19 protein-coding genes and 1 other annotated feature are annotated in these 17,840 nt (G+C 43.3%); of the genes, 3 read left to right on the top strand and 16 right to left on the bottom strand.

Annotation, left to right across the window (positions count from 1 at the left end; translation table 11 throughout):
• Positions 1-8 precede the first annotated feature (8 nt).
• From mltG to FD04_RS06230, 6 genes are all read right to left on the bottom strand, one after another.
• A complete protein-coding gene (gene mltG, locus FD04_RS06255; protein ID WP_056947755.1) occupies positions 9-1,139 on the bottom strand; it encodes an endolytic transglycosylase MltG in 1,131 nt (376 codons plus the stop codon).
• A gap of 186 nt (positions 1,140-1,325) precedes the next feature.
• Positions 1,326-3,740 carry a phenylalanine--tRNA ligase subunit beta gene (gene pheT / locus FD04_RS06250; RefSeq protein WP_056947753.1) on the bottom strand — a complete coding sequence of 805 codons (2,415 nt, stop codon included), beginning with the start codon at positions 3,738-3,740 and terminating at the stop codon, positions 1,326-1,328.
• Positions 3,741-3,749: 9 nt separating this feature from the next.
• Complete coding sequence (gene pheS, locus FD04_RS06245; RefSeq protein WP_056947751.1) at positions 3,750-4,796, bottom strand: phenylalanine--tRNA ligase subunit alpha; 1,047 nt, start codon at positions 4,794-4,796, stop codon at positions 3,750-3,752.
• A gap of 40 nt (positions 4,797-4,836) precedes the next feature.
• Positions 4,837-5,055 (bottom strand) — a binding site (T-box leader).
• Positions 5,056-5,074: 19 nt separating this feature from the next.
• Positions 5,075-5,458: a winged helix-turn-helix transcriptional regulator gene (locus FD04_RS06240; protein ID WP_054699993.1), complete on the bottom strand. Its 384-nt coding sequence runs from the start codon at positions 5,456-5,458 to the stop codon at positions 5,075-5,077.
• 23 nt (positions 5,459-5,481) lie between these two features.
• Positions 5,482-5,997, bottom strand: a complete 516-nt coding sequence (locus FD04_RS06235) for an HD domain-containing protein (protein WP_056947749.1) — start codon at positions 5,995-5,997, stop codon at positions 5,482-5,484.
• 93 nt (positions 5,998-6,090) lie between these two features.
• Positions 6,091-6,867 (bottom strand): TrmH family RNA methyltransferase, encoded by a 777-nt coding sequence (locus FD04_RS06230; RefSeq protein ID WP_056948203.1) that lies wholly within the window; start codon positions 6,865-6,867, stop codon positions 6,091-6,093.
• Positions 6,868-6,935: 68 nt separating this feature from the next.
• Here FD04_RS06230 and FD04_RS06225 point away from each other — a divergent pair, with 68 nt between their 5' ends.
• Entirely contained in the window at positions 6,936-7,208 is a 273-nt protein-coding gene (locus FD04_RS06225; RefSeq protein ID WP_056947746.1) for an acylphosphatase, read from the top strand.
• Positions 7,209-7,309: 101 nt separating this feature from the next.
• Positions 7,310-8,230, top strand: a complete 921-nt coding sequence (yidC, locus tag FD04_RS06220) for a membrane protein insertase YidC (protein ID WP_056947744.1) — start codon at positions 7,310-7,312, stop codon at positions 8,228-8,230.
• A gap of 75 nt (positions 8,231-8,305) precedes the next feature.
• Here the strand turns inward: yidC and FD04_RS06215 are convergent, their stop codons facing one another.
• The 3 genes from FD04_RS06215 to FD04_RS06205 form a co-directional block, all read right to left on the bottom strand.
• Positions 8,306-9,280 carry a zinc ribbon domain-containing protein gene (locus FD04_RS06215; RefSeq protein WP_082603155.1) on the bottom strand — a complete coding sequence of 325 codons (975 nt, stop codon included), beginning with the start codon at positions 9,278-9,280 and terminating at the stop codon, positions 8,306-8,308.
• Between the two features lie 182 nt (positions 9,281-9,462).
• Complete coding sequence (locus tag FD04_RS06210) at positions 9,463-11,145, bottom strand: HAMP domain-containing sensor histidine kinase (protein ID WP_082603154.1); 1,683 nt, start codon at positions 11,143-11,145, stop codon at positions 9,463-9,465.
• The gene (locus FD04_RS06205) at positions 11,142-11,828 is read right to left on the bottom strand and encodes a response regulator transcription factor (protein ID WP_054699989.1); all 687 of its coding nucleotides are present in this window, start codon (positions 11,826-11,828) and stop codon (positions 11,142-11,144) included. Before FD04_RS06205 ends, FD04_RS06210 begins: the two co-directional genes overlap by 4 nt.
• 353 nt (positions 11,829-12,181) lie before the next feature.
• On the opposite strand from FD04_RS06205, the gene adhP reads away from it, so the two are divergent.
• Positions 12,182-13,207 carry an alcohol dehydrogenase AdhP gene (gene adhP, locus FD04_RS06200; RefSeq protein WP_054699987.1) on the top strand — a complete coding sequence of 342 codons (1,026 nt, stop codon included), beginning with the start codon at positions 12,182-12,184 and terminating at the stop codon, positions 13,205-13,207.
• Positions 13,208-13,458: 251 nt separating this feature from the next.
• On the opposite strand, the gene rpmF is transcribed toward adhP, so the two are convergent.
• The 7 genes from rpmF to FD04_RS06165 form a co-directional block, all read right to left on the bottom strand.
• Positions 13,459-13,638 (bottom strand): 50S ribosomal protein L32, encoded by a 180-nt coding sequence (rpmF, locus tag FD04_RS06195; protein ID WP_054699984.1) that lies wholly within the window; start codon positions 13,636-13,638, stop codon positions 13,459-13,461.
• 52 nt (positions 13,639-13,690) lie between these two features.
• Positions 13,691-14,248, bottom strand: coding sequence for a DUF177 domain-containing protein (locus tag FD04_RS06190; RefSeq protein WP_054699982.1), 558 nt, complete (start codon positions 14,246-14,248; stop codon positions 13,691-13,693).
• Between the two features lie 86 nt (positions 14,249-14,334).
• Positions 14,335-15,492, bottom strand: a complete 1,158-nt coding sequence (locus FD04_RS06185) for a nucleotidyltransferase (RefSeq protein ID WP_054699980.1) — start codon at positions 15,490-15,492, stop codon at positions 14,335-14,337.
• 12 nt (positions 15,493-15,504) lie between these two features.
• Positions 15,505-16,239 (bottom strand): class I SAM-dependent methyltransferase, encoded by a 735-nt coding sequence (locus FD04_RS06180; RefSeq protein ID WP_054699978.1) that lies wholly within the window; start codon positions 16,237-16,239, stop codon positions 15,505-15,507.
• Positions 16,236-16,592 (bottom strand): ribosome silencing factor, encoded by a 357-nt coding sequence (gene rsfS / locus FD04_RS06175; RefSeq protein ID WP_054699976.1) that lies wholly within the window; start codon positions 16,590-16,592, stop codon positions 16,236-16,238. Before rsfS ends, FD04_RS06180 begins: the two co-directional genes overlap by 4 nt.
• Positions 16,589-17,215, bottom strand: a complete 627-nt coding sequence (gene yqeK, locus FD04_RS06170) for a bis(5'-nucleosyl)-tetraphosphatase (symmetrical) YqeK (protein WP_054699974.1) — start codon at positions 17,213-17,215, stop codon at positions 16,589-16,591. Before yqeK ends, rsfS begins: the two co-directional genes overlap by 4 nt.
• Complete coding sequence (locus FD04_RS06165) at positions 17,208-17,840, bottom strand: nicotinate-nucleotide adenylyltransferase (protein WP_056947742.1); 633 nt, start codon at positions 17,838-17,840, stop codon at positions 17,208-17,210. Before FD04_RS06165 ends, yqeK begins: the two co-directional genes overlap by 8 nt.

Raw genomic sequence — 17,840 nt, 5'->3', positions numbered from 1 at the left:
CGCGTCAATTAATTACCGTTCACTTTTGAAAGCTTATTGGCTTTTTGGTTATGTTCTGCAAGTGTTTTTGAGAAGTAAATTTTGCCGGTTTTTGTATTGGCAACAAAATAGAGATAACCCTTATCTTCATCCGCTGGTTTTAAGACCGCTTTGATGGCCGATAAACTTGGATTGTTAAATGGACCAGGGCCAAAACCGGCGTATTTATAGAGGTTATATGGTGAATCCGTTTGAAGATCCTTGGTTGATAAATGGGTTTTGTGGCGACCTAATGCATACTCAACCGAAATATCAGATTGGAGTGGCATCGATTGCTTGATTCTGTTAAAGAAGACACCGGCAATGATTCGACGAGACGGTTGGGTAACCCCTTCTCGTTCAACTAGTGAGGCTAATGTCAAAACTTCTTGAACCGTCAATTTTTGTTTTTTGATTGACTTGTAGTATGGCGTTAACTCTTCGTTAGTATGGGCAACCATTTGGTTTACCAACTGCTTCAGTGACATGTGCTTGCTGACAACGTAAGTCGCTGGGAAGAGATACCCTTCGAGACGATAACGGACTTGTTTTGAAGCCATGGTTGATGAAAGCAATGCTGGATATTTTTTAGCCAGTTGTTTCATATAGGTTTGATCCTTCATCAAACTCAAGAACTCTTCCTTGCTGAAGTCCGTAGTTGCAGCAATTCGTTTGGCGATATCGGTGATGCCAACGCCTTCTTGAATTAACACTTTACCCTTCGTACTTTGGATTGGTTCACTGCTGCCTCCCTGTTGCAAACGTTTAGCAACTTGGGTCAAAGTCATCGAGGACTTTAATTGGTAGTAGCCGGCTCTAAAATTGGCGTAATTATGGGATTTAACAAAGTAGTTGAAGACCATCCCACTTTTAACGATGCCCTTTTGTTGTAAAATTGAGCCAATTTTATTGTTAGACGCCCCCATCGGAATGTCTACTTGTACCACCTGTTGACTCTTTGGATTGAGTGGTTTAAGGGCTGACTGGAAGTAATTGTAAAAGCCAATCCCAGTCACGACCAACAACACCACCAAAATTGAAACAACCCCCGCAATGATTTTTTGACCAATTGAGAGCTTCTTTTTTGATGAGTTGGGTGTGGATTGCTTATCGTTATCCAAAGTAGTTCCTCCGTTCCATATTTCAATATCTGCACCATTATACAAGATTTTAATTGGTAATGCAGTAAGAATTCAGCAACTTAAGAATTTCGATAAGTGTACAGCCATACCAAGTTGAATTGTTTTCACACAAAAATCCGGAAATCAATCAGATATCCGGATTCGTGGATTAAGACTTGGTTGTGATTAGCGAATTTCTGCGCCAAGTTCCTTCACAAGTGTTGCCTGAACCTTTTCAAACGCTTGGTTAACTTCATCATCGGTTAACGTGTCTTGCGGGTTCTGGTAAGTTAAGGTATAGGCGAGCGATTGTTTGCCATTCGGAACGTTCTTACCTGCATAAACGTCAAACAAGTGAACTGACTTCAGGTAAGCACCACCCCGCTTGTTGATTTGAGCCAAAATTTCAGCATTCGTAACGGTTTTATCAACCAGTAAAGCGACGTCACGAGTCACTGCCGGATACTTAGAAATCGCCTGATATTGATTCATTTCCTTCGGCATTTCAAGTAAAGCATCTAAGTTCAACTCAAAAACATAAGTTTCGTTGATCTTATAACTTTCAGCGGTCAATGGGTGAATCTGGCCGATGAAGCCAACGTTGTGACCGTGGATCAAAATGTCAGCCGTACGACCTGGGTGCATTTCTGGATACCGGTCAGTTGCAACGAATTCAACGTCACCTTTAATTGCAAGGTTGGTCAAATACTGTTCAACGATGCCCTTTAATTGGTAGAAATCAACGGCGTTAGCCTTGGCGTTTCGTAATGGGTCAACGACTAATTGACCACTCACAGCACCAGCGATGTGTTCGACTTCACTCGGGCGAACTTGATCGGCACTATCCTTATAGAAGACCCGACCTTGTTCATAGAGGGCAACATCTTTGACATGACGCGCGTTGTTATAGGCAATATCATCGAGCAAACCACTGATCAAGTTCATCCGCAGTGTGGTATGATCAGCCGTCATTGGCCAACTGAGTTCAGTTTCATGACTATCACGCATCATGAAATGGCCAGCTTTATCAGCCGTTGTAAGCGAGTATGAGATGGCCTGATTTAAGCCCAATGCTTCTAATAATTGACGAGAAGACCGAATCAAGACCTGCTTTTCTGTCAGCTTACCAAGGGTGGTTGGACCACTTGGTAACGTGGCTGGAATTTCATCATAGCCGTAGATTCTGGCAACTTCTTCGAGCAAGTCGGCTGGAATGTGAATATCCCAACGGCGTGGTGGCACCGTAACCTTAAAGGTTTCATCAGATAGTGATACACCAAACCCAAGTTGCTTGAAAATCTGAGTAACTTGATCGGCAGTTAGCGTTGTGCCCAAAACATGGTTGATTCTGGTCAACGTAATGTCGATCACTTCATCTTTAACATCATAGCTGGCACCAGTTTCAATGCCAGACAAGACTTCACCATTTGCTAATTCGTGCATCATTTGAGCTGCAGCGTCCAAGGCTTCTTCAACACCGCCGCGGTTCACACCACGTTCAAAATGTTGTGCGGCGCTGGTATGCAAATTATGACGTTGCGCTGTTTTCCGAATCAAAGTTGGTGTGAAGACGGCTGATTCAATGGCAACAGTTGTCGTTTGATCATCGATTTCGGAGTTTAGTCCTCCCATGACACCGGCCAAAGCGATTGGCTTTTGGCTATCAGCAATCACGATATCGTGAGGATCTAGTTCTCGTTCTTCTTCATCCAAAGTGGTTAAGGTTTCGCCGGCCTTTGCATAACGAGCTGTGACCACGTTACCGTCAAACTTGTTGTAATCAAAAGCATGCAACGGTTGCCCGTACTTAATCAAAATGTAGTTTGTGACATCGACCACATTATTGATGGGCCGAACCCCCGCATTCCACAGCTTGATTTGTAACCAAAGTGGACTGGCTTGAATCTTAACGTTTTCAACAATGCGCATCTTATAAATTGGTGCTACTTGATCATCAACGTCTAATTGAACTTTATCGCTGGTAGCAGTGTCAATTTCTTCAACACTTGGGTGATTTAAGTTTGGTGTTTGGTTGTAAATGGCACCAAGATCGTTGGCAACACCGTAGACACTCAGCATATCACCACGGTTAGGTGTCACATCGACATCAATCAAGTAATCGTCCATACCAATGTATGAGTAGACCGGTGCACCAATTTCTGCGTCTTCAGGCAAGAAGTAAATGCCTTCTGACCATTCCTTTGGCACGACATCCTTTTCAAACCCAATTTCGTCCAGTGCACAAATCATGCCGTTTGAAACGACACCACGCATTTTAGAACGCTTAATCTTAACGTTATTTGCGATGCGTGATCCAGGTAGAGCCACAATCACTTTTTTGCCCGTTTCAACGTTTGGTGCACCACAGACAATTTGCGATAATTCATCCTCGCCAATATCAACTTGGCAAACGTTTAGGTGATCTGAATCGGGATGTGGCGCCATTGACATAATTTTACCAACCACGATTTTTTTCAAGCCGGCACTTGGTTGAACGACTTCATCAACTTCAACGGAAGAACGTTCAATCTTTTCTGCCAAGTCTTGGGGTGCAACTTTAAGGTCTAAATACTCATTTAACCAACTGTAAGAGATTTTCATTTCGGCTAATTATCCTTTCTTTGAAAATTGGGTCAAGAAACGAACATCATTCAAGTAGAAATTCCGAATGTCGTCCACCCCGTATTTCAGCATTGCGAATCGATCAGGACCTAAGCCAAAGGCAAAGCCACCGTAGACTTCTGGGTCAACACCAGCTATCTTTAACACGTTTGGGTGCACCATACCGGCACCAAGTACTTCGATCCAGCCAGTATACTTACATACCGCACAACCCTTGCCACCACAGTTGAAGCAAGTAATATCAGCTTCGACAGATGGTTCCGTAAATGGGAAATAACTTGGACGCAGACGAATATCAAAACGGTCACCAAATAACTCGTGAGCAACTAATTGTAAAGTGCCCTTTAGGTCAGCCATGGTGATGTGCTTATCGATCACAATTCCTTCCACTTGGTGGAACTGATGTGAGTGAGTTGGATCATCGGTATCACGACGATAAACAACGCCTGGTGAGATCATCTTAAGTGGCCCTTGACTAAAGTCGTGTTTTTCAAGCGTCCGGGCTTGCATTGGTGAAGTCTGTGTCCGCATCAAAATCTCTTTTGTGATGTAAAAAGTATCTTGCATATCACGGGCTGGATGATCCTTTGGCAAGTTCATCATTTCGAAGTTATACTTGTCTTCTTCGACTTCAGGACCAGACAAAACTTGGTAACCCATGCCGATGAAAAGGTCTTCGATTTGATCAACAATTTGTTGAATAACGTGTGGTTGACCTTGTGCTACCGGTTTGCCAGGTAGCGTCACGTCAATTTTTTCTTCCTGTAGTCGCTTGTTTAAGACTGCTTGCTTGAGTTCATCACGCTTAGCTTCGATTGCCGATTGCAATTCATCTCTGACGTGGTTGGCAAACTGGCCAAATTGTGGCCGTTCTTCCGCAGGTAAATCTTTCATCCCACGTAAAGCCTGCGTGATTGGACCTTTTTTACCAAGTAGTTCAACCCGCAAGGCATCTAGGCCCTTTAAGTCGCCTACTTCTTTAATACTTTCTCGTCGTTCTTGACGAATTTTTTCTAATTGATCCTTTAGTGTCATAACTGACCTCCTTAATCAAATAAAAAAGCCCCGTCCCCATAAAAGGGACGAAGCTTTCGCGGTACCACCCTTGTTTACTTTATTAAAAGTACACTTGGTAATTGTTTAACGGTCATTAACCGGAAGACCATTTGTTAGCAACTAACGCCCGATCTCTGCTCAAAAAGTGAATTCAAACTAAGTAACCCGAACACTTCCACTAAATGTGCTCGTCTCTGAGATTACGACCGCTCTACTACTCTTTTATCATTGCATTTATAATTTGCACAATCACTAGTTTACAGCGGTTGGTGGCATTGGTCAACCTCAGAAGTGTTTTCTGGTTGACACCATTTCTCTGACCAGCTGTGCACTGAACACATCACATCAGCTAAATCTTGCCCTTTTTCAGTTAAGGCGTACTCAATTAATGAGGAATTACTGTAAGTTCGACGCATAACAATTCCCTCAGTTTCAAGTTCCTTAAGCCGTTCGACCAGTACTCGATCCGAACACTTGGTGACTTTACTAGCAATGTCTTTAAAACGTTGTGGTCCTAAGTTCAGTAAAACGTCAATGATCAAACCATTCCACTTTTTACCTAAAATCGAGAACGTCCATTCAAATTTAGGACAGAGTTCAAATTGAGCTGCATCGATTGTCTTATCAACAACTTGATCCATTCTGACACCCCCTAACGACTTGATTACTTATCTAATAAATTTAATACTCGACTTAAGTGTTGCTTACGCCAAACGGTAAATCGTTTTTCCAATGGTGAGAAAAATTCGGTCACGGCTTCTTTATCATCAACCAAACTAACAATCACACTCTCGCGATACTTGGGTAGTGCTGCAGTAGCACCCCACATGTGTTTTAAGATGATGTCTTTTTCCATCGGTGTAAGCTCCGTCAGCTTCTCAGCATTGCGAAGCGCGACACGTGGGTGAATAAATGCGTGTGACCCTAAGTTAAACTTAGTTGTCCGCCAGTCGTAATAGAACAAATCATGAAGCAAGCCAGCGCGTGCTGTCACACGAACGTTTAGATGATGTTTTTTGGCAATGAGATAACTGTCATAAGAAACCGAAATTGAATGATCTAATCGGTTTGAGTGGTGATGTTGGGTATAGTTCGCCAGTTTTTGAACCTCTGGCTTGGCCAACAAATCACTGACTAAGGCAACGTACTCTGAATCTTGACGCCAATCATTTCGTGTCATACAACGCTTCCTTTACTTTAAGTAAGTTCATTTTAGTAACTATACTCAACATACCACAAGAATGCAAGAAAAACACCCTTTTAATCTTAAAAGTTACCTTAAGTTAGCGTTTAACTGAAACATCAATACACCAGCTGCCACTGCTACGTTTAAGGACTCGGCATTCCCCTTAATTGGAATGTAGAGATTTTGAGTGGTGGCGGCCATCAACTCAGCTGACATGCCTTGGCCTTCGTTACCCATGATCAATCCTAAATCAGCGGTTGGCTCAACAGCACTATAATCTTGTGCGTGTTCATCTAGTGCAGACCCGTAAACCGCGATACCTCGTTGCTTTAAGTCCGTGACCCATTCTGACAAATCACCTTCAGTGAGCTGAATATGAAATTGACTACCTTGCATCGCGCGGATAACCTTCGGCGTGTATCGACTTGAAGTACCTTGACCAAACACAACTCCTGTAAAACCAGCCGCATCTGCTGTTCGAACCATGGTACCAATATTACCGGGATCTTGAATTCGATCCAGTAACAACCAGCCGCCAGTCGCCTCAGTCGCGTTAACGTGCTGTTGCGCTAAAATTTCAACCACCGCAAAAATGCCTTGTGGCGTCACCGTATCTGACAATTTTTTGGCGATGTCGTCATTAATCTCAAACACCTCGACGTTAGCCGGTAATTGGGCCTGATGTTGTGCTAATTGAGCAGGTGTTGCAGCAATTTGAACAATTGGTTGGCCGGCAGTTATTGCGTCACCGACGATGTGCCAACCTTCAACAAGATATTGATGGTATTTTTGATGTCCTTTTTTAGTGGTTAAATGTTGCCATTTTTTTACCTTTGCGTTTTGAGTAGATGATATCTTTTCAATCATGTGCTGCCTCTTCTTTCCGATTTTTGTTACCATGGTACATAATATCACGATAAGGAGTGATTTTGATGGAATCCGTCATTATTTCGGTTCAAGGACACGTTCAAGGTGTTGGGTTTAGATGGACAACTTTAAGACTAGCGCGTCAATTACACATCGTCGGTTGGGTCAAAAACGAAGCCGATGGTTCCGTAACGATTCGCGCCCAAGCCCCACAAGCGCAACTAGATGAATTCTTGCAGGCAATTAAAGCATCCCCTAGTCCATACGCCACCGTTTCAAACGTCACCATTTCAAAAGAACCAGAGGCCAACTTCAAAAAATTTCAGATTACCGATTGAAAACCCCCGCCATATCAAGTAGTATTTATCCTGTTGTTATCTTTAAAAGAATTGTTACTATAATATGTAGACGATTTTAGAAGGGAATTGAATAAAGCGTAATGAAATCCAAGAAACCGATTCAATTGGGCCTAGCACTCAGCGCCCTGTTACTACTTTTAAGTGGGTGTGTCCAACGAACTAAGAGTGGCAAACCGTACGGCCTTGTCTATGACTATTTGGCTGTTCCCGGCCAACACGTTATGGAATGGCTAGCTAATTTATTAGGGCATTCATATGGTTGGGCAATTATTGTGGTCACCGTGGTCGTGCGGATGGTCTTGCTGCCAGTGATGGTCAAGCAACTACGTAACTCAACGGTCCAACAAGAAAAAATGGCGGCTATTAAGCCTCATTTAACTGAAATCCAAAAACGGCAAAAAGCGGCGACTACTCAGGAAGAACAAGCTGCTGCCGGTCAGCAAATGATGCAATTATACCGTGAGAATGGTATTAGTATGACTGGCGGGATTGGTTGTTTACCATTACTGATTCAAATGCCAATCTTTGCTGCCCTCTATGCCGCCATTCAATACTCACCAGAATTGGCCTCATCTTCATTCATGGGCATTCCGCTTGGTAAGTCATCAATCTTACTGGCAATCTTGTCGTTCTTGTCTTACTTACTCCAAGGCTACCTATCAATGATTGGTATGCCAGCCGAACAACGTAAGCAAATGCGGATCACAATGGTCATTAGCCCGGTCATGATCTTATTCTTCACGATCTCGACACCTGCTGGGCTTGGGCTTTACTTCTTTATCGGTGGTATTTTTGCATGTATCCAAACACTGATTATTAACATGTATCGTCCACGAATTCGTCGCGAAATTGAGGCCGAAATGAAAAAGAACCCACCCAAGATTCCAGCTGCACCTAAACCAGTCGCAGCCACTGTGACACCTGCTGACACGCCAGCAACTGATCAACCAAGTTCAAACCATAACCGGAATCGAAATGCTGGTAAACAAAGACACCATTAATCGATTTTCTATCGAATATATTAAAAGGCGACTCACTTGAATGTGAGACGCCTTTTTTGAATTGAAAAGATATCATTACCTTGCGATACTCTGGGGTGTGATCAAGTTTTTAAAAATCCCCACAACGTATGCGATACCTGCGCCCCATGGTAACCAGGTCACTAATGGTTTACCAATCGTGTCAACCAGTGAGGCAGAAGTGGATAAGTTGCCTGTATTGGCATTTTGATAGAGCGCAAGCCCTAACAGAATAGTCAAAATTGCAACACCTAATCCCCAGCGTTTGAAACGTTGGCCACCACGCGGATGCCCAATCAGACCCTTTAAAAAGCCACCGAGAACCATCGCAACCGCGATACCTAAACCGCCTAAGCAGATAATATACACGTTGGCAGTCATCCCAAGGCCACTTCGGTTAAAAATTGACTGAGTGGTTGTCCCAATCACCTGTTTAGCCACAAGATAACCAATCAGGCTTGGAATCAGGATGACACTACCAATCTTAAACTCGCTGTTAGAAAATATTCGACGACTTCGATGCTGCTTAGGTGTTGGGATTGGCTGTCCTGCTGGATGCGCTTCTGATTGGAAGTTAGCGGGTTGCCTCTCTTCTTGAGGTCCGACTAGTGGTGTCCTTGACGGTTGCGCTATCGGACCGTGGCCGAAAAAAGCCGTTCGGCCGGTTAACAGTGGAAATAGATAACTGGTAATCAAGAATAAGACCAAAATCGCCCAGCGCCAATTGCTAAAAATTAACGAAACGAGATACACCGCTAAAAGAACGATGGTATTATTCAAGATGAATTGCCAAACCTGTTTGAGATGGGCTAAATTGGGTATTAAACGATGTTGCCAGCTATCGCTTAACCGTTGTTGCCGACTTTGAGTACGACCGGGTTGGCTATCTTGATTCTCGCGCTGTTGATCTCGGGAAGTAAAATCACCCAGGGTATCGGTCATTGACTGTGTTAAATCTACCCCACAGTCTGGGCAAAATGTTACATTATTTGGAATTGTATGGCCACAGTTTGGGCAAATCATACTGTCCATGTTTGTCACTCCGATCTACGAATAGGTCTATGAAACTGATACTACTATACGCACTAAATCGATTCTGTGCTGTGATTCTAGTGAAAATTAAGAGAATTGTTAATAAAATAAAGAATTAAGTAATAAAAAAACCCGTCAAACGTGATTGGCCACAGTTTGGCGAGCTTTTTGAATCGATTGCATTATTCCAGTGGTTTATCATCATCATGGGTTGACTCAGTCGGTGTTGCTGACGGGTCATCCGTAGCACGATACACACCCGGAATACTGGTTGATGATGAAGTTGGGTTTGCACCTAAGTTGGTGGATAAAGGCTCGGTGACAGTGCGTTCTTCCTCGTCTTCTTCTTTGGCATGATCAAGTTGGATCTTGAGCGCCTCTGAAATCAATGGCAGTTCAATTTGGAAAATCGAACCATGCCCAAGTGCACTTTCGATGCCAATCTTACCGTGGTAGGCTTCTACTAACCGCTTAGCGATGGAAAGGCCCAGGCCGTTGCCACCTTTGTTGCGGCTACGTGCCTTATCCACTCGATAGAAGCGGTTAAAGACCCGGTCCATGTTTTCTTGTGAAATCCCTTCACCAAAATCTTGGACAGCAATTTGAGCAACATGCCCGCTAGATGACAGCGAGAGGTGAATTTCCTTACGCTTCACGGAGTACTTGACGGCGTTGTCCAGCAAAATAATCAAAACTTGTTCCAGATGATTACGGTAAATCTGTGAGTAAGCATGACCACGGACATCGTCATCCAAAATGAACGTAAAATCAGGATGGATCATTTTGAAGTCATTAAAGACTTGATTGACCACTTCTTTTACATCGGACGTTTCGTGATTCATTGTGATTTCAATTTGTTCAGCACGGGTCAAATCCAGCATTTCAGTGACCAAGCTTTGCATGCGCTTGGTTTCTTGCATTGCAGCTGTCAGAGATTCGTCGAGAACCTCTGGATCATCTTTGCCCCATCGTTGTAACAGTTCGATGTGGCCTTGAATTACTGCAACCGGCGTTCTCAATTCGTGAGAAACGTCGCCAACGAATTGCTGTTGTTGATCAATATAGCGCTGCATCTGATCAAGCATATCGTTAAATAGTTCACTTAAATCAGAAAGTTCATCATTGCGCCTTGTGACAGTCACCCGTTCATCCGATTGTGGGTCTTCACGGACAGCTCGCATGGTTTGATTAAGACCAATGATGGGCTTCAATAGGATATCTGCCAGCACGTAACTAAAGATTGATGCCACAAACATGGCCGAAATGACCAGCACAATCAAGATCAAAATGAACCGATTAAGCGCTGACTTATATTCAGACATGGAATTTGTAACTTGCACGTAACCTAATAGTTTGTGACTTTGGCCTGCATAGATTGGCGCTTGTCCCACTAGGCCGTCGAACGAGTTGGTTGACATCACGCGAACTTCACGCTTGTTTTTAAGATGTTTAGCGTCTAATTGATTTTTACGCGATTTGAAAACAATTTCTTTTTTGGCATTGTACACGGTGACACCAGTGCTGTCCCGTGAAAGATCAGTAATCAGTGAATTTTGATAAATATTAGCGTTATCCGATATTGAACCACTTGGTTGGCTAAGTGACGGTTGCAACGCATCACTAACCGAATCGCTATTGAAATGGCCTTGTAGATTATCAACGCGGCTGATTACAGTGTCAACTGTATTATTCACGTGGGTGCGTTCTTGTTGCAAAAGCACCCCTGACATGCCTTTAAATAGTAAAATTGAAAATGCTAAGAAGATAAGAAAAACGCCGACTGCACTGCCCAGCGCCCACTTCCACTTGACCGACAAGCGGTGTCGTTTTTTGACGGTTGTGTCATTAATCGTTGTTTCACTCATGAACGCATCACGTACCCAGTTCCACGTACAGTTTGGATGTAGCTCTTTTCACCTGGGCGATCAATCTTATTACGTAAGTAACGCACGTAAACATCAACCACGTTGGTTTCGACTTCTGATTCGTAACCCCAGACCTTGTTTAAAAGGACGTCACGGGCCAAAACAACATTCACGTTTTCCATTAAAGTTAATAGAAGTTCATACTCGCGCTTAGTTAAGTTGATGACTTCGTCACCGCGACGCACAACTCGGTTTTCCTTTTCAATCGTCAGGTCTTTATAGGTCACTGTGGTCTGCTTAAAGTCTTTTTGTTCGCTTTCAATGTGAATCCGACGTAGCAACGCCCGAACCCGTGCCAGTAATTCTTCAATGGCAAATGGCTTAACGATATAATCATCGGCACCATGATCGAAGCCGGAAACACGGTCAATCACTGAATCACGAGCGGTCATCATAATAATTGGGGTGCTCTTAACTTCGCGAATCCGACGAGCAACATCGATCCCATTTAATTCGGGTAACATTAAGTCAAGCAGAATAACATCAAAATCATTTGCCAAAGCGGCCTCGAGACCAGTTCGACCATTAAATTGCACTTCGGTTTCGTAACCTTCGTGTTTTAGTTCTAGCTCGACGAAACGAGCTAAGTTTTTTTCATCTTCAATAATTAAAATTCGACTCATCTTTAACGAACTCCTCTTATTCTTTTTTTGTATAAAACAGTTTGTATGACTTCTGACACACTGCCTTACAGTGTACCATATAATCAGCATTATTACGCTTCTAATCATACTATATCTCGACAAAATTAGCGAACAAGTAACCAAAAATATTCAATTTATTTGTGAAATTGAAGTTAATATTTCAAAATTTGATTAAAGGTGGCAAGAAATTGATTAGAATTGGAAAGTAACCGTTTTCTAAAAGTTAAAAGTTTTTGAAAATTAATATGATTGCTCAAAATATCACTTGTATTTTTAGTAAACCTGTGGTTAAATGACATTGTGAAATCATAAACGAAAGAGGTTATTTAATTATGAAAGCAGCAGTTGTTCGAGATTCAGTAGATGGTTATGTCGATATTAAAGATGTTACTCTCCGTCCAATTCGTCACGGTGAAGCATTGGTAGACGTGGAGTATTGTGGTTTATGTCACACTGATTTACACGTTGCTGCAGGTGACTTTGGTAAATTCCCTGGCCGGATCATTGGTCACGAAGGTGTCGGAATTGTTTCACAAGTTGCTGATGACGTTGAAAACCTTAAAGTCGGCGATCGTGTTTCCATTGCATGGTTCTTCAAAGGCTGTGGCCATTGTGAATATTGCTTAACTGGTCGTGAGACGCTTTGCCGAAACGTGCAAAACTCTGGTTTCACTGTTGACGGTGCCATGGCCCAACAAGTTATCGTGGATGCTAACTACGCGGTTAAGGTGCCAGAAGGTTTGGACCCAGTTGAAGCCACTAGTTTAACTTGTGCCGGTGTTACGATGTACAAGGCGTTAAAAGTTGGTGAAACTAAGCCTGGTCAATGGGTTGAAGTTGTTGGTGCTGGTGGTCTTGGTAACTTGGCCATTCAATATGCTAAGCACGTCTTTGGCGCCCACGTCGTCGCTGTTGATGGTAACGAAGATAAGCTTAAAGCCGCTAAGGAAAACGGTGCTGACATCTTAATTAACCGCCACACACAAGACGTTGCCGAAGAAATTCAAAAACAAGTCGGTGGTGTTAACAATGCCCAAGTTACCGCCGTTAATAAAGCTGCCTTTACGCAATCTGTCAACGCCCTTCGTCCAGATGGTCGCTTGGTTGCCGTTGCGCTACCACAAGGTAACATGGAATTAAACATTGCTAAAACTGTTCTGGATGGGATTCAAGTTGCTGGTTCATTGGTTGGGACTCGTCAAGACCTTGCTGAAACCTTCCAATTTGGTGCAGAAGGCTTAGTCCACCCAATCGTTCAAACTCGTCGTTTAAGTGAAATCAACGATATTATTGACGAAATGAAGGAAGGTAAAATCGTCGGCCGGATGGTTGTTGACTTTACTAAAGAAACCCTTTAATCTCAACACTGATTTAAAAGTTTAACTCATTTAATCAAGATGAGTCCCGCAGAGGTTATCCCCCGTGGGACTTTTTTGGTTCAGACAATTTCAATCGATCCGGCAGAGGCAGTGAGCCTACCTTGATCATTTTGGTGACACACCAGGTAAACCACTTGTACCTTCAATCGATTGTCGCCGGACCTAAAAAGTGCACAAAAAAAGAAGTAATCAGAGACCGCGGTTCTCTTGATTACTTCTTTTAAATTGAATTAGTTGTTAGTCTTAACAACCTGACGGCCATCGTAGAAGCCGCAATTTGGGCAAACAACGTGTGATTGACGTAATTCACCACAGTTTGGGCAAGCACTTAAATTAGGTACTTGCAACTTAATGTTTCCTCGACGCATACGCTTCTTCGTCTTAGACGTTTTACGTGCTGGAACTGCCAAGGTAAACACCTCCTTTAAAATAAATTATCCACTAGTGAAATATTTAAAAGTCCTACGAATCGCCCTTCTCTGAGGATTGGTCAAAGAAGTTCGCTAACTTCGCAAGACGTGGATCAACTGATTTAGAATCTGACGACTCGTCTGAACCTTCTAATGATACCGACCATCCCTTACCTTCTGGTAACGGTTGATCAGCCCGTTCAGCTTTCGTCAAAACTTGCATCGGAATTTGCAACAGCAAATTGTCAGCAACTGCTTTATCAACATCAATCGTATCATCTTCAACGACGAGAACTACATCCGTCTTCTCATAACGGTTCAATGCTGCCTGAGTGGCAACGTAAAACTCGTTAATATCAAAGTTAGTTGGCAATTCAACGGGCGCTAATGACCGAGTGGAAGGTACCGTGAGCGTTGCAGTGATGTGCGCGTAAAGTAATGCATCACCATTCTGATCAACACTAGCCATACCTTTGATGTGAACTGGGGTTACGTCAAGAACTTCATCAGGATAACGTTCCTTCAAAGCTTCTGCGAGCTCAAGGGTGTCATCGAATTTGAGTGGTTCGTGCCGATAGTCTTTTTGAAGCTCGGTTAACGACAATTTCAATTCAATATCCTCCTAACGCAACTTTATTATTATAACGATGCTGTTATGGCTTGTCAAGGGAATTTACATGACAGCTTGCAATCCATTTATTGACGGGGTGTTTTTGGTGCCGACCAGATGACAGGATGTCGAAGTTGGTCTTGCTCTTCACCGGAAATCATTTGGCGTAAACTGCCCGCTTGATAATCCATTTCGTATGGACCAGTTATCCAATCTTGCGAAACCCGCGTAATCAATGGTACGGTGGCCGTTTTCTTGATTTGGGATAAATGCTCGCGTCCCTTATCATTAAAGCCCAATACACGGCCGTATCGAACGCTGGCAGGTTGTCTTAATTGATCAACCTGTAAAAGAATGTAAACACAAAGACGCTGCAACCTGGTATAGGTAAAACGCTTCGTTTTGGCATACTTTAGAAAGCTGTCAAAATCAGTCGCAATTTTCGCTGCTTCTTTTAATCTATATTCAATGCCCTCGCTCATTTGGTAAATGGTTTGAAGTTGTGAGATTGGTTGAGTCAACAACTGATACTTCAAAAATGGCCAGTATTGAGACCAGTTCACCAGCTGCGCTTGCTTTAACGTATGATAAGTGGCCTCGGGCACAACTCGGTGGACAGTAGTCCAATCTTGATGATTTAAGGCTTCACGAATACTAGCGCCACTTGCTACACTGCCTGACGCCACTTGCAATGATTGGTGCGAACTGCCCTTTCGTTGAATGGGCATCATACGCATTGGTTGACCAAGTGCGTTATTGGCCGTCACGTAACTAAAACCCAAAATATCATTTGAAGATCGTAAATTGATACCTGTTTGGGCCTGCAAATAATCATTGAATAACGTCGGGTAAGTTTCGTCAAACTGCTTAAAATGGGCTTTTTCATGGGTTGGTTGATTTGCTGCTAAGCGTTCAAAATCTAGTTCTGGATGCTCAGCACCAAAAGCGACGGTCGTTGCGCCTAATTGATGAAGTAGCTCAATGGCGCCCTGAGCAAAAAGATGCGCCGGTTGTACGGCAAACAAGAACGGCAATTCTACCACTAGATCAACACCCTCAGCTAGCGCCAAGTTAGTTCGTTGCCACTTATCCAGTATACTGGGTTCACCGCGCTGAACCCAGTTACCGCTCATCACAACTACGGTGAGTTCGGCACCAGCCTGCTGTTTGGCAGCTTGAAGTTGATAACGATGCCCATTATGGAAAGGATTATACTCGGCAACGATACCCAAAACATTCGACATGCGATCCGCTCCTTAAAGTGAACATACGAAGAACCAACGGGTGGTTTTAGAATCTGGTTGAGCTTGCCCAAAGTCAGCCGTCACATTGACGGTTTTAAAACCCGCCTTTGCCAATAATGAGTTGTACGTTGATAACTCATAGGTCCGTTCGTGGTGTAACTCTGCCACTTCGTCGTATGCCGCTTTGCGATCATTGTAGATGAAGAAAGTTAAGTCATGCACAACCGAATGTGGCCACTCATCTGATTCGCTTGACCACAAAAATGCGCGATCTTCATCGCGATAATTGTACATATAGCCTGGATAGACTGTATCAGTTTGGTAAGGCGTGATCACATCAAACAGGAACTGCCCCTGATTGGATAAGTGCTCGGCCACTTGCTTAAAAGTTTGAAGCAAGGCCGCTTCATCGGGTAAATAACACAGTGAATCAGCAAAACAAGTCACAGTCTGGTATTGACCGAGTTCACTTAAATCCAGCATATTGCCCTGGATCAAGGGTAAGGCCACATCTGCTTCTCGTGCGTGCTGATCTGCTAAACTTAACATCTCTTCTGATAGATCAAACCCTGTAACGTCATACCCCGCTTGCTTGAGTAAAATCGCTAATTGCCCTGCACCGCAGGCGAGCTCTAACAAGGGCGCGTTGTGGTCGTCAACATTGCGTTCAACGAAATCTCGCCATTCTTGATAGAGTTCTGCATCAAACAGCTCATCATATAGTTTGGCAAACGTCTGGTAAATCATGCCTCAACCCAGTCGCCGAGGTTAACCAGTGGTGCATCTGACCACAGTTTTTCAAGATTGTAATGGCTCCGTTCTTCCTTTTGGAAAACGTGAACCATAACGTCACCTAGATCAATTAAAACCCAACGTGCAGCGTCACGGCCTTCAATTCGTTTGACGGTGATCCCCGCCTTTTCAACGGCTTCTTGAATATTATCGGTAATGGCTTGAACTTGTCGGCCAGAAGTAGCGTCGGTAATCACGAAATAATCCGTAATTAAACTGACATTTTGCATGTCTAAGGCAACTGTATCTTCTGCGCGCTTGTCTGAAGCAGCTTTGACTACAATTTCTAACATTTCTTTACTTGTCATTTAATCACTCCATTTTTGTTAAGTTGACTGTCAGGTACCCATGCATTATAGGTTTCAATGGTTTTGGGATAAATTCGTTGGTTATTAGCTAATAAATAAGCTAGTGTGTGCTGTGTTTGATATGCTACAGCTAAGCTGAGATCTTGTTTCGTTAATAGCCGCGCTTGGGCAACACCGTCAAAATCACGGGCGGGTTCGATATAATCGGCCATATAGATAATTTGTGCCAACGTCGTCATATAACGATTCCCCGTCGTATGATAACGAACAGCGTCTAGAATCTCTTCATCGTAAATTTTCAGCTCAGCCTTGATCAGCTCTGCCCCAACCACACCATGCCAAATGGCGTTGTTCCAGTTCAAAAGGTCTGCATCCAATTGATACTTTTGAATAGCAGCCTTAAAATCATCGTCTGGGCGCTGCTTGGCATAATCATGAACTAAACCAGCGATTGACGCTTTTTCAACGTCAACACCATATTGGCGAGCTAAAGTAATCGCCGTTTGTTCAACACGTTTCACGTGTTCAAATCGGCTCGGCTTAAGTTGCTGCTCAAGTTTTTCTAACAACTGGTCTCGGCTTAAAGTCGTATAACGACCTGAATAAGTTATGACTTCACTCACGGTATAATTGATGCTCCTTAATATACTTCGCAACGCCGTCGGTAACGAAGTACTTGATTGACTGTCCCTGCTTGATTTTACTGCGAATCATCGTGGAACTGATATCAATTCGCGGTATATCCACCCACAAAACGGGGTATTTAGATGTAACTGGGTAATCGTCTCGTCGAACGCCCACAAATTGAACGAGTTTGACGAGATCATCAATCCGGTGCCATTTTGGTAAATAAGCCACCATGTCGCCACCGATGATAAAATAATAGTCATTTTCTGGGTGCTTTTGTTTGAGCGACAGCATCGTATCATACGTATAACTAATACCGCCCCGTTGAACTTCAGCTAGTTCCAAGCCAAAGTTAGGATTACCAGCAATGGTAGCTGAAACCATCTTGACTCTGTCATTGGCATCAATCGCAAACTTACGATCAACATGAGGTGGATTAGCATCAGGCATAAACAATACCCGATCTAACCCTAATTGTGCCATAACTTGATCAGCCATGATCAGATGACCTAAGTGTGGTGGGTTAAAGGTACCACCCAATATCCCAATGCGTTTTTTGTGGACGCTCGCAGCTAACTGTTCAATAACCTTGGTGGCGGTTCGTTCAACTACCTTGACCAT

Source organism: Secundilactobacillus odoratitofui DSM 19909 = JCM 15043, from assembly GCF_001434895.1.
GTDB lineage: Bacteria > Bacillota > Bacilli > Lactobacillales > Lactobacillaceae > Secundilactobacillus > Secundilactobacillus odoratitofui.
The sequence above is the reverse complement of the archived record's forward strand: the minus strand, read 5'-3'. Positions and strand labels throughout refer to the sequence as shown.